Genomic DNA, 14684 nt, shown 5'->3' with positions numbered 1-14684 from the left:
CTAAACTTACTCCTTCTTTATTAACATTTTGTTGATAACACCACGCATTTTTATCCTTTCTTATGCGTCAGCCCTGACATATTGGGCTTTTAACAACCTGCTCTTTAGAAGTACCGCCAACGGTTTCCAGGTAAAGCCTGTTTTTGAATTATCAGAAAACCTTAATACATCCTTAACCTATAGACAACGTACGGGCTATTATTTTAGCGACGGAAAAAAATCTACCGGGCTTTACACTATAAATTAACAAAAAGCGCTCATACCGCAACTGTTTCTCTTCCAAAAAGCGATCAACCGCCCTGATAAAAATAATTTTTCCAATTAGTTCAAAAATTTATTTATGAAAAACTTACCCAGGGAGGATACAATTTGAAGATATAAGCCGCATCCGATGCAAAAAGAGCGGGCTGTTCCACCAACCCACTCCATTTAAGCCATCAATAATTCATGATTATGCAAACCGACAAACTATTAAAAAGCTATGCACAATTCTACAAAAAGAAATGTATTAAAACTCCTATCAACGTTCTCTCATCTTATTTTTACAATCATTATCCTGCTGGGCTACAATACCCAAACCCTTTGGGCTAAGAGCCTCCTGGTACATCATTCTGGCTCTATAAAAGGTATCAATCATTTAATGGAAGATAATGGCCACCTGGACGGGAAGGTGTTGGATGAAAAGGACCTGCCGCTTATTGGAGTTACCATACAGGTACGGGAAAGCGGCTCCAATGAGCTAAAAAAAACAGGCACCACCAATATCGACGGATCTTTTAGTATCAAAAATCTGGTAGCTGGTAAATCCTATGATCTTACCTTTAGCTATATGGGCTTTGATAAGCAAACCATTACCGGTGTGCAAGCCAGCAGCGGTAATATGCTGCATGTAAAAATGCTCCCGTCGCCAACCAGTTTAAACGAGGTGGTGGTAACCGCCCTGGGGGTAAAAAAAGGTGCCAACAAAATTGGGTATGCCGTGCAGGAAGTAAAAGGTGATGAGCTGGTAAAAGCCCGTGACTCGAATCCTATTACGGGGCTTACCGGTAAAGTGGCCGGTTTATCGGTATCTATGAATGCCGAACTGTTAGGTACACCATCATTATTGCTGCGTGGTAATCAGATCACGCTGTTTGTGATAGATGGTATCCCGATCAATTCAGATACCTATAATCTTAATCCGGATGATATAGAATCATTTACCGTGCTTAAAGGTCCTGCCGGCGCTGCTTTATATGGTAGCCGTGCACAGTATGGCGCTATCCTTATCACTACAAAAAAGGCCGGAAAAGATAAAGGATTTACGGTAGAATTGAACTCCACCACCTCTATCGATAAAGGCTTTATTGCCGAACCTAAAACCCAGCACGATTATGGCGGCGGTATGTACGGCCAGTATGCTTATGCCGATGGTTTTGGCGGTGGCTTGCAGGATGCACAGTACCAGTTATGGGGACCAAAATTTCGCGGACAGCTTATTCCGCAGTATGATGGCGAATACACGCCTAATCAAACTTACACCACTAAGTTTGGCGATTTAACTTATACCGGGCACATCAAACCAGAGCCTTATTTAAACCGCGGCTATGTAGATGGTAAAAACAACCTCGATCGTTTTATCAGGGCTGGTTTCCAAACTACCAATAATGTGGCCTTATCTGCCAGTGGCGATAAATATGCCATGCGTTTTTCGGCATCAGAATCAAACCAGCAAGGTATAGTGCCTAATACGGGGCTTAACATTTTTAACTTTAATACCACCGCAAGTTACCAGATCTCTAAAAGATTAACCTTTAATGCCGATCTGAACTTCAACAAGACCTACTCAGATAATGTACCCGATGTTACGTACGGTCCGAACAGCTTAATTTATAACCTTTCTGTATGGACCGGCGGTGAATGGAATGTAGATTCACCGGATATCAGGAACGTATGGGCACCCGGTAAAGTAAACCAGGTAGCCATATTTCCAGAACACGTACACTATAATAACCCCTGGTTAATGGTGGAGGACTGGACACGCAGCCATAATAAAACAGACATTAACGGCTACATGTCATTAAACTTTAAGCTGGATGAGCACCTGAACATTACCGGCCGTTCGCAAATTACCACCTATTCATTGGTACGCGACGAAAAAATGCCATGGGGAGCCTTTACCTATGCCCGTACACTGGGCCAGGGCGATTTCCGCGAAGACAGAAGAAACCTGTTTGAAAATAATTCAGACGTGTTGCTGAACTATAACTACAATGTAGGTAACCTCATCAACCTGTCGGGTTTGGTAGGCAGTAGTCTGCGTAATTTTAATTACAACTCCAACTTTACCTCTACCGATTACCTGGTTACGCCAAATGTTTATAACTTCAATAATTCGCTGAATACGCTGATGACCAATAATTTCACCTCTAAAATGCGGGTGATCAGTGCCTACGCTTCATTAGATGCATCCTTTGGTAAGTATGCTACCCTATCTGCCACCGGAAGGATTGATAAGTCATCGGCATTGCCCGAAGGCCATAATTCTTATTTTTACCCAAGTGTATCAGGAACCACTGTGGTATCTGATTATATAAGACTGCCACAGGTAATATCTTTATTTAAACTAAGAGGCTCGTTTGCCACGGTACACGGCGATGCTACTTCCACAACTATTGGAGCAACACCATTTAACACTTATACTACACTAAATGGTTCAACAGCATATAGCCTTTTCTCCAACTTTTCACAATACGGTAATAACTATTTAAGCCCATATGGTGGTCCTGACTATTCTTTACAGGTTCCATACAACCTTAATAAACCTTATAATAATACCCCTGCAGCCAATTCATCAGGTAGTATTGTCGATCCGAATATCAAAACCTTTACCCGTACAAGTTATGAAGAAGGGTTTGATATAAAAGTACTGAAAAACAGATTGGGCTTAAGCACCACCTTTTTCCAATACATTGACGGGCCGCAGATTTTGGCTAACGCCATTTCGCCAACATCAGGTTATAACACTTATTACATCAATGCCTTAAAAACCCGTAAAACAGGTTTGGAACTTACACTTACTGCCACACCAATAAAGCTGCATGATTTTTCATGGGATGCAATGGCCAATTGGTCAACCTTTAAGGATGTTTACCTGGAACTGCCCCCGGGCCAAACCTATTACAACACCTTCTATAAAAAAGGCGACAGAACAGATGTGCTGTATGGATCGGCCTTTGTAAGGGCACCCGACGGGCAAATTGTATACGATGCAGGTGGTAAACCATTAAAAAACCCTATTAACCAAAACCTGGGTTTCATGAATCCCGATTTTATATGGTCTGTAAGTAACAGGTTCAGGTATAAAAACTTCTCCTTCAGTTTTCAATTTGATGGCAGCGTAGGCGGCAAAATTTCAGACCGCTTGTACTCCTTAACCATGCAGGGTGGGGCTAACATCGCTACAGTTGAAGGCGCCCTTGGCAAATCAAGGCTTGATGATGATACGAATGCAGGGGTGGCAGCTTACAAAGGTACTTATGTGGGCGATGGTGTACAGGTAACTAACGGCACGGCTATCAAGTATGATAACTTTGGCCATATCACCAACTATAACCAACTGCAGTTTACCAAAAATACTTCAACCAGTACGGTGCAAAGCTGGGCCACGCAGTATTATGGCCAGGTAGCTGAAGGATCGTTAGTAAGTAAAACCTATGCTAAGCTAAGGGAAGTGCAAATAGGGTACGATTTTCCGAAAGAGTGGTTGAGTGGCATGCTTATCAAAAAAGCATCCATATCACTGGTTGGTCGTAACCTGCTTTATTTCTACAAAGATAATAAGTACAAGGGTATTGATATAGAGCAGTTCAACACGGCCACGCCTACGTCAACACTGCAAACGCCAACAACCCGCCGCTATGGTGTAAACCTAAATGTTGTTTTTTAATATTCATAACCATGAAGATATATATTCAAAAAGTACTGCTGTTGTTGATAATGGCAGTTATACTATCCAGCTGTAAAAAAAGTTTTCAGGATTTATATCAAAATCCTAATAAACCTACCAGTGTACAAGCATCTTTATTGCTAAACGGCATATTGAACAATATGCTGGAGGCACCAGGCGGCCAGCTTGACCGTACCAATCAATACCAACTGCAAAACAACTCCTATTTTGGTAACAATCAATACAATTTTGGTCCGGGCAGTAACCTGTACCCCGTACTTACCGATGTTACCAATATGGAAAAACAAAGTATCACCACAACTGCGGGCACTTTGAACCCTTATACTGCTTTGGGCAAATTTTTCAGGGCATACTTTTTTACCAAAATGAGTTTGCAAATGGGCGATATACCTATGTCGCAGGCCTTACAGGGTGCGGCTCAGACAAGCCCGGTTTATGATGCGCAAAAAACGGTTTTCATGAACAGCCTGGACTTGCTGGAACAAGCCAATGCAGATATGACCACCCTGCTAAAAGGTACAGCCACCTTTACCGGCGATATTTATTTTAACAATAGCTTGCAAGCCTGGCAAAAGGTGGTAAACACTTACCGTTTACGTTTGCTGATACACCTGAGCAAGAAAACCGCCGATCCTGACCTGAAAGTAGCCCAGCAGTTTGCACAGATTATTGCCGATCCGGTAAAATATCCGCTGATGCGTAGTACCGGCGATGATTTAAAATATACCTGGTTAAATCCAACTAACCGTTATCCTTTAAATAAAGAAACATTTGCCAACGGCGCGTTGAATAATAGTGCCGATACCTATGTAGGTCTGCTTACTGCTGATAAAGATCCGCGGGTATTTATCACTACCGATCCTGCACCTGGTTTGGTAAGCTCAGGCTTAAGTCCCACCGATTTTGCCGCTTTTCAGGGTGGTAATATTGGTTTGGATATGGGTGTATTGGCCAGCCAGAATGGTGGTGGTAAAATAAGTTACATTAATAGGTATCGCTATTATTCGGGTTACACCGGCGAAACTACCGCCCTTGTTGGTTATACCGAAATGTGCTTTAACATTGCGGAAGCCATTAACCGTGGATGGATAAATGGCGGGCCTCTGGGCGATGCCGAGGCTTACTATAACGCGGGCATCAAAGCTTCAATGGCCTTTTATGGCGTGCCGGATAAAGGTGCGATGACTGTTTACTCGTTACCATTGGGTGTACCGGTTGCCGGTCCTTATGTAAGCAATATCGTTAACGTAGATTACAGCACTTATTACGCGCAGCCGGCAATTAAATACGCAGGCAATAATGAAACCGGCATCAGGCAGATCAATGAGCAAAAGTACATTGCTTTTTTCCTGAACAGCGGGCTCGAGCCTTATTTTAACTGGCGGCGTACCGGCTATCCGGTATTTAAAACGGGCGTGGGCACAGGCAACAATGGTAAAATTGCCTTGCGCTACAAATACCCTGCTGCCGAGCAATCAGCTAATACTGCCAATTATAATGCCGCTATTGCCCAGTATGGCAATGTTGATGACGTTAATGGAGTGATGTGGATACTGAAATAATTCCATGATCCTAAATATTGGGAACTATGAAAAAAGAACTAAATTGACAACAATGAAAAAAATAGGATTAACACTTACTACTATTATTTGTGGATTAAGCACTGTTTTTGCCCAGCAAAAGCTTGATGTGGAAGGTCATCGTGGTGGCATGGGGCTGATGCCTGAAAATACCATAGCTTCGATGCTCAATGGCGTTAAGCTGGGGGTAAGAACCTTAGAGCTTGATATGGTTATATCTGCCGATGGCAAGGTGGTAGTATCTCATGACCCATATATGTCTGCCCGTATCATGCGCAAACCCGATGGCTCTGATATTGATGTATCAGAAGAAAAAAGCCTGGCCATGTACAAAATGCCTTATGACAGTATCCGCAAATACGATGCCGGCAGCAAACCTAATCCACAGTTTCCGAATCAGCCTAAGTTTAAAACCTATAAGCCACTGCTGGCCGATCTGATTGACAGTGTAGAAACTTATGTAAAAAAGAACAAGCTAAAACCTGTTTATTACAACATCGAAACCAAAAGCACTCCAGCCGGCGATGGTATTTATAATCCAAAGCCAGATGTATTTGTAGAAACCGTAATGGCGGTGATCAACCAAAAAAAGATCGCCAAAAGGATAATTGTACAATCATTTGATATTCGGACCTTACAAGTACTGCACAAAACTTATCCAAGAATCAAACTTTCATTGCTGGTTGGTAAAATCAACGTAGATGAAGATCTGAAAACTTTAGGCTTTACACCTGATATTTACAGCCCTTACTACACCTTTGTCACCAAAGAAATTGTACAAAAAGCGCACGACAACAAAATGCTGATACTGCCATGGACAGTTGATCAGGAAAAAGACATGACCGCACTGGCCGATATGGGGGTTGACGGAATTATCAGCAACTACCCTGATAAATTGGTACAGCTATTTGGCAGCTATCAGTCAAAATAACTTACTGATAGTGTTTTAATAAAAAAGGGATAAAGCACTGCTTTATCCCTTTTTTATTAAAGGCAAATGTTACGGGATCTTGTCAAGTGCCGGAACATTGCTTGCCGAGCCGGCATACCCTTTATTTTGATTAATGTGTCCGTTAATATTTAACAGAATATCGCTATTGGGTATAGGCCACAACACATGATATGGTGATATGGTAAAAGTGTTACCGGAATTGGTTACTACACCTTTATTATAAAAATCATTCTTTTCAATGATGCGGTCAAAAAAGAAATTTGATTCGGAGAAATTATTCACATTATAGGTTTTGCCGGTGTAAGAAGGCTTGCCAGTCAATGCAAAAATGTAAGCAATACGGGTAAGTTCGGTTTTACGGGGTTCTTCCCAGTAAAGCTCCCGGGCGCGCTCATCAAGAACGGTACCTATATTAACTTTGCTGGCATCAGTTAAAGGCGCGGCCTGAGCTCTTGCTCTTACCACATTTATATCGGCCATCGCGCTGTTTAAGTCGCCTTTCCATACGTAGGCTTCGGCTCTTAACAAATAGGTTTCGGCTAAACGGAACACATACCAGTCGCTATCCGTACCGCGTGGAGGGCTCCAGAATTTATCAACAGCGATATTGGTGGAGCTGATAAATACCTTGTAATGTGGCCAGCCAAACCAGCAGCGGATGGTATCTCTCGGGCCATTTAAAAAACGGGTAGCTACATTGGCAGCGGTCCATTGCTCCAGGTGTTTTCCATACCAATCAGGATCAGATGTTTTTAAAGCCGGATTATTATACACCAGGTCGGTCATATTCATCCAATTTCCCGGAGCATGTCTTAAATCGGTACTGTCTGTCCAGATGTATTTGGTACTATATGGCGTTCCGCGATAACGGCCTATTCCCCTGCCATAATAAAGCGTAAGCGGAATCTCGGCAGTCACCGCATCAATAATACCGGCTTTGTTTTTACCGGGGGTAAGTATGGTATTAGCCTGTGAATAAAAAGGCGTAGTGTTACGCATTAATTGTGAACCGTTTGCCGTATTGCCTTCCAGGTTATCCCGGTCAATTACCAGGTATAAAGCCTCTGTATTTGAGGCAAGAGCTTTATTGTCGGGGCGGTGCAGATCCCAGATCACATTTTTGGTGGCATCAGCCCCGGTGCTTCCAAAGCGCGCGGTCATTAAATGATAAGGGCCGCCATTGATCACTGAGTTGGCTGCAGCAAGGGCGTCATCAAACTTACCAAGCGAAAGGTCTACCTTGGTTAGCAAATGACTGACCGCACCTTTAGTAACATCTCCCTTATTGCCGCCGTCAGTTACCCATTTTTGTGCAAATTCCAGGTCGGTTTTCATTTGCTGTAATATTACTTCGCGTTTAACCGTAGTGTAGGCAACATTCGTCACGCTTTCCTCCTTAAAAGGGCAAGGTACATCACCAAACTCATGTACAAGCCGGTAATAGCAATAAGCCCTGTGAAAATATGCCCTGCCTAAAATGTCGTTTCTTTGAGCGTCAGAAGTATATTTAACATTATCTATGCGCGTAATGATGGTATTGGCGTAGCGTACCCCTTGGTACCATTGTTTCCAATACCAGCCAATTTTGTTGTAGTCATCACTGTTTAAATTGGCAGTTGGAGTAATACGCACGTTCAGATCCTGTGCGGGTGTGGTTTTATCGGTAGTACCTTCAACCGCCACATCCGAAAATATAGATTCGGTAAGCATCGGTGCCGAATCTCCAAAAAATTCTGCTCTTAAATTTTTATTCAGGTAGTTAAGTGCAGCCTGCATAGCAGGTACCGAGGTTAGCGTAAGGTCTGGCGTAAAATCAGAAAGATCCTTAGGTTTAAGGAAATCCTTTTTACAGCTACCCGAAATCAGCACTGTAGCTAAAGTAATGGTTGCTATTATTTTTTTATTTATTGTTTTCATGTTGATCAGTTCAATTTTTTAAAATACTACGTTTACACCTACTGATATATATCTTGGAGTTGGGCCATCGTTTTGCGGATCCCAGAAATCCCAATTCGGAGCATATACGGCGGCATTGCTTACGTTAGCATATAGTTTCGCGCTTTGTATTTTTAAGGGAGTAAGCCATGATTTTGGGAAATTGTATCCCAACGAAACAGTATTTAGCCTGATGAATGAAGCCTTGCGCCATACGTTAACAGTTGTACCGCTGGAGCCTGAATTTAAGCGGGCATAATCGTTAATCGGGTTATTGGGTGTCCAGTAAGGTTGTACGTATGATGAAGTTCTGGAAATACTCACACCTCCCTGGTTATTAATAGCCTGGTTATATTTTCTAAGCTGCCCCCAGTTGGAGATGAGCAAAAATCCGAAATCAAAGTTTTTATAGATGTTAAAGTCGTTGCGTAATGACCAGGTAAATCTGGGCGATTCGTAACCAATAAATTGCTTATCATCGTCGGTATATTTATATTGATTGGGGCCGCTGTTTACCCGTTTCTGCAATTTAAAATCGCCGGGAACCGCACCGTATTTGGCAGCCTCATCTTTTTCATTGGTTTGCCAAACGCCTAATACTTTATAATCCCACACCACATCAATATCCTTACCTATAAACCAGCCGTTGGCCTTGTCGCTGTTTTCAACATGGCTTACTGTTCCATCGGCATTGATAACATCAGCAGCGCCATATAAATGCACAATCTTATTTCGATTTAAGAAAAAGTTGAATGAACTGTTCCAGTTAAAATTACTGCTAACTATGTTTTTACTGGTAAGATTAAATTCGAAACCTTTGTTGTTTACCTGGCCTATATTGGAGATTACGCTGGTAAAGCCCGAAACTTGTGGTAAGGTTCTTTGAACAAGCAAATTGGTGGTTTTCTTGCTGTAAACGTCAATGGAGCCGTTTAAGCGACTGTTGAACAATGCAAAATCAATACCTGCATTTAGAGATGTGGTACGTTCCCATCTCAGATCAGCGTTAGCCATTCTGCTGATGTAAAGAGCAGAGTTTGCTGTAGCTGTGCCACCAGGAGTAACAGTTGGATACTTTTCGGCTGTAATTACGGCAAGAGCCCTGTTGGGATCAACCGTACCATTACCATCCCTGATATCACGGTTGCCATTAACGCCGTATGATAAACGTAGTTTACCATAGCTCAACCATTTGTTTGATTTCATAAAATCTTCGTCGGTAAATATCCAGCCGCCGGCTACAGATGGAAAATTGTCGCTCGGGTGTTTTTGCCCAAATAAAGAATATCCGTCACGTCGAACAGATACGGTGAGTAAATAGCGTTGCATTAAGGTATAATTGATACGTCCAAGATAAGCGTTAGCAGTTGAGTAACGGTCGTCGCTGCTTACCGTGGGTTTGTTACCTGCACCAATGTTATGAAAACTCAGGTCGTCATTCGGGCTAAAGCCTTCGTTGTATTCATAAGTATACCACGATTGATATTTTTCGGTATTAGCCAGAAAGGTAACATCAATGTTATGGATGTTGTTAAAGGTGTGGTTCCATTTCAATAAGTTATCTATCTGGTAATTGTAACGGTTTTCCATGGAACGCTGCGCCTGCCCGCCGGGTACAGTTACATTGGGGTTGTGCGATGAGTTATGATAAAAAGTTCGGTATGAATCGTAACTCGGCGTAAAGTTGGTTTGAAAGGTAATACCCAGGGGTAAGGTTACCCTACCGTAAATATTTGCAAATAACGTGTTTTGAACGTTCATGCTTTCATCATACTGCATATTTAAAAATGGATTCCGGGCATTTAATCCGGCATCGTCTGTAGGTATCCTTCTTAAAGTGCCATCAGCGTTATAAAAGTCGCCGTAAGGGGAGTTATTGGTAATTTGATTCCAATCCGCTTCTAAGGTATGGGGCCTGTCTGTACTGCCATCGCTGTTTCTTGCCGGCAAATTACTTTCATCCCTTACAGCATATTGGGCATTAATACCAACGGTTAAAAAGCTGGTAGCTCGTCCTTCAAGGTTTAACCGGGCGCGTATGTTACTATAATCACCGCCGGCAATCAGGTTTTGATTTTTGGTATAGTTTAAAGACATATAATAGTTAACATCCTCGCGTTTGCCTGCCATGCTAATGGTGTGATCCTGCCGGAAACCATTGCGGAAAACCTTATCAAACCAGTCAACGGTTTTGCCTGCCATATAATTGGCTCTTTCATTAGCTACCAAACCCAGCCGGCTTAACCATTGGTCAACCGGATCGCCCGTGGCCTTTGTTAATGCCATCCATTGATCAACAGTTATGCCTGATGGCAGTTTTCTGGGGTCAGTATATTCATAATCAGGATTATTAACATTGATGCTTCGCATTACATCGGCGCGCCAATCTAAAAAACCTTGCGGGCCATACACTTTCTGCTCTTTTTCTAATTGAGCAATACCAAAGTTTGAATTAAGGGTGATAATAGGCGGACCTGTTTTCCCCTTTTTGGTGGTGATAGCAACTACACCAGCTGCCGACCGTGATCCATAAACGGCAAGGGCGCTCGCATCTTTTAATACGTCTACCGACTCCACATCGTTAGGGTTAATATCAGCGAGTTGCCCGTTATAAATCACACCATCTAACACAATTAGTGGTGAGGTGTTACCGGTTAGCGTAGATTTTCCGCGAAGTAACAAGTCTCCACCACCCTTGGCCGAAGTATTCATGCTAACGGTAAGTCCGGGAATGTTGCCTTTAAGCACGTCGCCAATACTCGTAGGATTTTCGTTTTCAAGCTGGGTAGCTTTTACGCTGGTTACGGCCCCCGTAACATCCTTTTTCTGACGGGTACCGTAACCTACCACCACGACCTCATTCAGCTGCTTATTATCTTCTGTAAGGGTAATATTGATTTGATTACGTCCGTTCACCGGTTGTTCCTGACTGGCATAACCGACTATGCTAAACACCAGCGTGGCAGTTGATGGCGCATTGAGGACATAATGGCCCTTTAAATCCGTGGCAACGCCTTTTCCTGTTCCTTTTACTTTAACAGTTACCCCAGGTACCGGGCCTCTATCATCCTTAACAGTACCCGTAACAGATAACTCCTGGGCCAGGGCAAGGGTGCTGCTGGCCAGCAAAAATAAAATAAGGAGAGTAATTTGTTTTCTCATAATTTTAATAGTATTAATTGGTTTAAGTGGTTTGCGTTAATTGTAGCGGAGCCGATACCTATCGCTATACAAAAAGGCACACAGATCTGTCCCATCAGATCTGTGTTGCCTGGCCAAAAAATTTATTGATGCAATACAGGAATAGTCAATCCCCGGATGTTGGATTACGCCTGTTTTATTATTGTTATAATGCAGATACTATCAGGCATGAATGCCCGTTAAATAGCAAAATGTGAGGATTTTTTCTTCATATTTGTATTGCTTAGTAAAAATTTCGGTTGAATTAGGCAAAAAAATCCCCGCAACATTCAATGTTGTTGTTTGGCTAAAAGGGATAGTATTGATTTCGGTAGTGCTGAACCCACTGCCGATTTCTTTTTGTCAGGTAAGGCCTGGTTTTATTTTTTCATGATCTAAGGTTTTTTAGGGTAATCAATACTGCATTTATTCCGCTTGTATGGTAATTCCAAACAGTATTCACGTTCACGCAGGGACAATGAAATTTGCGGATATAAAGCAGCTTTATGGTTAATAATTAAGCTGTTTATATAAGTAATTAAAGCGCTTCTTATTATTTGTAATTGGCAAAATACTAAACTGTATTTACCAAAAATATCCCGGGAGATCAGGTTTTCATAAACTTTAACTGTTTTTATTTACGATAACGTTTTCGTTAAAAACGATTACTCGTATGTTATTAAATAAGTGTGAAATGCACAGATAAAGAAATAGTTAGCCTATTTTTTTTATAAAAAGTTCTTTTTGAATCCTCTTTGTTAAAAGGTTTTACTATTTAAGATAGCTTTATGAGTATATTTTGCTAATGATATATAAGTAAATAGAATCATTAATCCACTCTCATATTATCGGCTAAGTAGCCATAGCGATTTTCCGGCCGACAAGTTTCAGCAAGGCAAAGGCTATCAAACCCGTTATTACGCCCGCTACTATGGCGAGTGAGATACTGCCGTAAAGATATTGTTCCAGGTGAAGGCTGATTGATTTTAAGGAAATGTTTCCGTTAAAGGGAATGTCGATATTTTTTTCGCCCATCCAGTAGCCACCGGCTTTGTAGCTTAAAAAAATTACTGCCGGTATCAGCGGGGCAAAACTGATGTGTGTGGCTAAAAGAACGAGCGCCTTATTCAACTTTAATAATATAGCCAGTGAAAACGCTATGATCAGTTGAAAGCCCCATATAGGTATTATGCCCATGAATACACCAAAACCAATGGAAAACGCTTTAATCTGTGTCGATTGATCAGGATTAAATAAATGGGTTTTTATAAACTGTTTGCCTCGTTCTTTACTGAAAAGAGATTTGAAAAAATAGCCAGGATTAACACACACCGCCCAAAGCTTTTGAATCCCTGCTTTCATTTTTTCTGAACTACTCATAGTTTTGATCCATATTTAGCAACCGTCCGGGTAAAGTTTTGAAATGGTCAGTATAAACCTTATTACAAATTTACCCTTAGCAACATTAACAAACTTTTAAGTTTTGAATAACTATCCACTTATATTACAAAACGGCAAAGGTAAATATCTTTACGATAAATAATAGCAGCGGTTTATTCGATGCTTATGTTGACAAGGTGCTTTATAAAATAAGCCAAATAGCTATAATGCACATTATAAGCCCAATGCATGTTAAATTTTTATTAAAAAATTAGTCTACTTATTCTATAGTGCATATATTTGTAATAATTGTTATTATCGATCTAACCAATTAGTTCTTTATGGTAAATAATGAGGTCAGTCAACAAAAAGAGGCAGCCTTTGGCTTTCTCTTTTTTTATTTCCGGCCCTTTAGCGTTATAGAATAACACCTCCCTATTTCAGGATAATACCTCCTCCAGCACATCCACAGAGCGTATATTGCCAAATCCTTCTATGTGCAGCGCGTAATATTCCAATAGTTTTTGAATCAGGTACCTGCGTTCGTCATTACTCCATTTTAATTGCTGCATATTTTCAAAACTGCACTGCAAAAGCAGATGAAAGTTTTGCGTGTGAGGCGGCGACAGGTACAGCAAGCTATCAGGTTTGTAGTTGCTGAAGGTACCGTTCTTCATATCGAAATAATCGGCCTGGCCAGCCTGGTACCTATCCGGGTAAAAACCCAGATAACGGGTTAGCTGAACCAAAAACAACAGATGAAAGTTAGCCACGTTCCCGGTTTGATGATCGAGCCATTCTATGGCGCTAAATACAAAATCAAACAAACGCTCATCGGCCGATTGTTGCCTTACGGCTTTGTACAACACTTCGTTCAGAAAGATAGCGATACAACTTTTGATCACATCATATGGGATGCTTTGCAGTACCGGCGAATTTTTAAGTTCGGCAATTCGCTGCACGCTGCCTGTATTTTTATGATAAACCACCAGATCGAGCAGATGCAAGGGCTGCAGCATATTGCGCCCTATTTTTGCTTTGGGCTTTTTTGCACCGTTGATGATGTATGATTGCAGACCGAACTTTTCGGTGAAAAGCTGCACAATAACACTGCTATCTCCATAATCGGTCGCTTTAAATACAATACCACGGGTTTTATGCAGCATATTATACCAGTGAAATAAGTTTAGGTATAAAAATGATACAGCCCATAACCAGGGCAAATACCGCGGCAATTACCACCGCACCGGCGCTAACATCCTTAACATGACCGGCTTTGATATTGTAGGTAGGCGAAACCAGGTCGGTCAGGGTTTCAATGGCGGTGTTGATGAGCTCGGTTACCAGTACCAGGGCAATGCTTATGGCTATCCATTGCCATTCGGCAGCGGAAAGATGCAGCACAATCCCCAGCCCAATGGCAATAATGGCGGTCACCAAGTGTATCCGGAAGTTGGGCTGGGTAGCGGTGGCATATTGCAGGCCTTTAAAGGCAAAACCAAAACTGCGGATCAGTCTTCTCATGTACAAAAATACATTGTTATTGGCACTTATGAATTTGATAGCTTAAAAACTTTTTAAATCTTAAATTTTAACACTTTTTTAGTCAAAAAGAGGGCGAAATTGTGTCAAAAACTGCCGAAAACGAATTCAAAAACATCGGTTTTAACACTTTTTAACAAATTTTAGATGGGTTTTGAAAAGTTTA

At 41.6% G+C, this 14684-nt stretch carries 8 protein-coding genes; 3 read left to right on the top strand and 5 right to left on the bottom strand.

The window, feature by feature from the left end:
* The first annotated feature begins 481 nt into the window (after positions 1–481).
* The 3 genes from AB6735_RS19065 to AB6735_RS19055 are packed head-to-tail and all read left to right on the top strand — an operon-like array spanning position 482 to position 6460.
* Entirely contained in the window at positions 482–3928 is a 3447-nt protein-coding gene (locus AB6735_RS19065) for a SusC/RagA family TonB-linked outer membrane protein (RefSeq protein ID WP_370997522.1), read from the top strand.
* Between the two features lie 11 nt (positions 3929–3939).
* Positions 3940–5511, top strand: coding sequence for a SusD/RagB family nutrient-binding outer membrane lipoprotein (locus AB6735_RS19060; RefSeq protein WP_370997520.1), 1572 nt, complete (start codon positions 3940–3942; stop codon positions 5509–5511).
* A 52-nt stretch (positions 5512–5563) separates the two neighbouring features.
* A complete protein-coding gene (locus tag AB6735_RS19055) occupies positions 5564–6460 on the top strand; it encodes a glycerophosphodiester phosphodiesterase family protein (protein WP_370997519.1) in 897 nt (298 codons plus the stop codon).
* Positions 6461–6529: 69 nt separating this feature from the next.
* Here AB6735_RS19055 and AB6735_RS19050 read toward each other — a convergent pair whose 3' ends face one another.
* The 5 genes from AB6735_RS19050 to AB6735_RS19030 all read right to left on the bottom strand — a co-directional run bounded on the left by AB6735_RS19050 (position 6530) and on the right by AB6735_RS19030 (position 14500).
* Positions 6530–8398: a RagB/SusD family nutrient uptake outer membrane protein gene (locus AB6735_RS19050; RefSeq protein WP_370997517.1), complete on the bottom strand. Its 1869-nt coding sequence runs from the start codon at positions 8396–8398 to the stop codon at positions 6530–6532.
* Between the two features lie 18 nt (positions 8399–8416).
* Positions 8417–11578 (bottom strand): SusC/RagA family TonB-linked outer membrane protein, encoded by a 3162-nt coding sequence (locus AB6735_RS19045; protein WP_370997516.1) that lies wholly within the window; start codon positions 11576–11578, stop codon positions 8417–8419.
* 870 nt (positions 11579–12448) lie between these two features.
* Positions 12449–12976, bottom strand: a complete 528-nt coding sequence (locus tag AB6735_RS19040) for a DUF2062 domain-containing protein (RefSeq protein ID WP_370997515.1) — start codon at positions 12974–12976, stop codon at positions 12449–12451.
* A 440-nt stretch (positions 12977–13416) separates the two neighbouring features.
* Positions 13417–14142 (bottom strand): DNA repair protein RecO, encoded by a 726-nt coding sequence (recO, locus tag AB6735_RS19035; RefSeq protein WP_370997514.1) that lies wholly within the window; start codon positions 14140–14142, stop codon positions 13417–13419.
* 1 nt (position 14143) lies between these two features.
* Entirely contained in the window at positions 14144–14500 is a 357-nt protein-coding gene (locus AB6735_RS19030; RefSeq protein ID WP_370997513.1) for a diacylglycerol kinase family protein, read from the bottom strand.
* Positions 14501–14684: the final 184 nt, after the last annotated feature.

This window comes from Mucilaginibacter sp. RCC_168 (assembly GCF_041355315.1).
Classification (GTDB): domain Bacteria; phylum Bacteroidota; class Bacteroidia; order Sphingobacteriales; family Sphingobacteriaceae; genus Mucilaginibacter.
The sequence above is the reverse complement of the archived record's forward strand: the minus strand, read 5'-3'. Positions and strand labels throughout refer to the sequence as shown.

Coding starts and splice junctions, on each gene's coding strand:
- AB6735_RS19065 (WP_370997522.1), top strand. CDS start 482: ATGCACAATTCTACAAAAAGAAATGTATTAAAACTCCTATCAACGTTC.
- AB6735_RS19060 (WP_370997520.1), top strand. CDS start 3,940: ATGAAGATATATATTCAAAAAGTACTGCTGTTGTTGATAATGGCAGTT.
- AB6735_RS19055 (WP_370997519.1), top strand. CDS start 5,564: ATGAAAAAAATAGGATTAACACTTACTACTATTATTTGTGGATTAAGC.
- AB6735_RS19050 (WP_370997517.1), bottom strand. CDS start 8,398: ATGAAAACAATAAATAAAAAAATAATAGCAACCATTACTTTAGCTACA.
- AB6735_RS19045 (WP_370997516.1), bottom strand. CDS start 11,578: ATGAGAAAACAAATTACTCTCCTTATTTTATTTTTGCTGGCCAGCAGC.
- AB6735_RS19040 (WP_370997515.1), bottom strand. CDS start 12,976: ATGAGTAGTTCAGAAAAAATGAAAGCAGGGATTCAAAAGCTTTGGGCG.
- recO (WP_370997514.1), bottom strand. CDS start 14,142: ATGCTGCATAAAACCCGTGGTATTGTATTTAAAGCGACCGATTATGGA.
- AB6735_RS19030 (WP_370997513.1), bottom strand. CDS start 14,500: ATGAGAAGACTGATCCGCAGTTTTGGTTTTGCCTTTAAAGGCCTGCAA.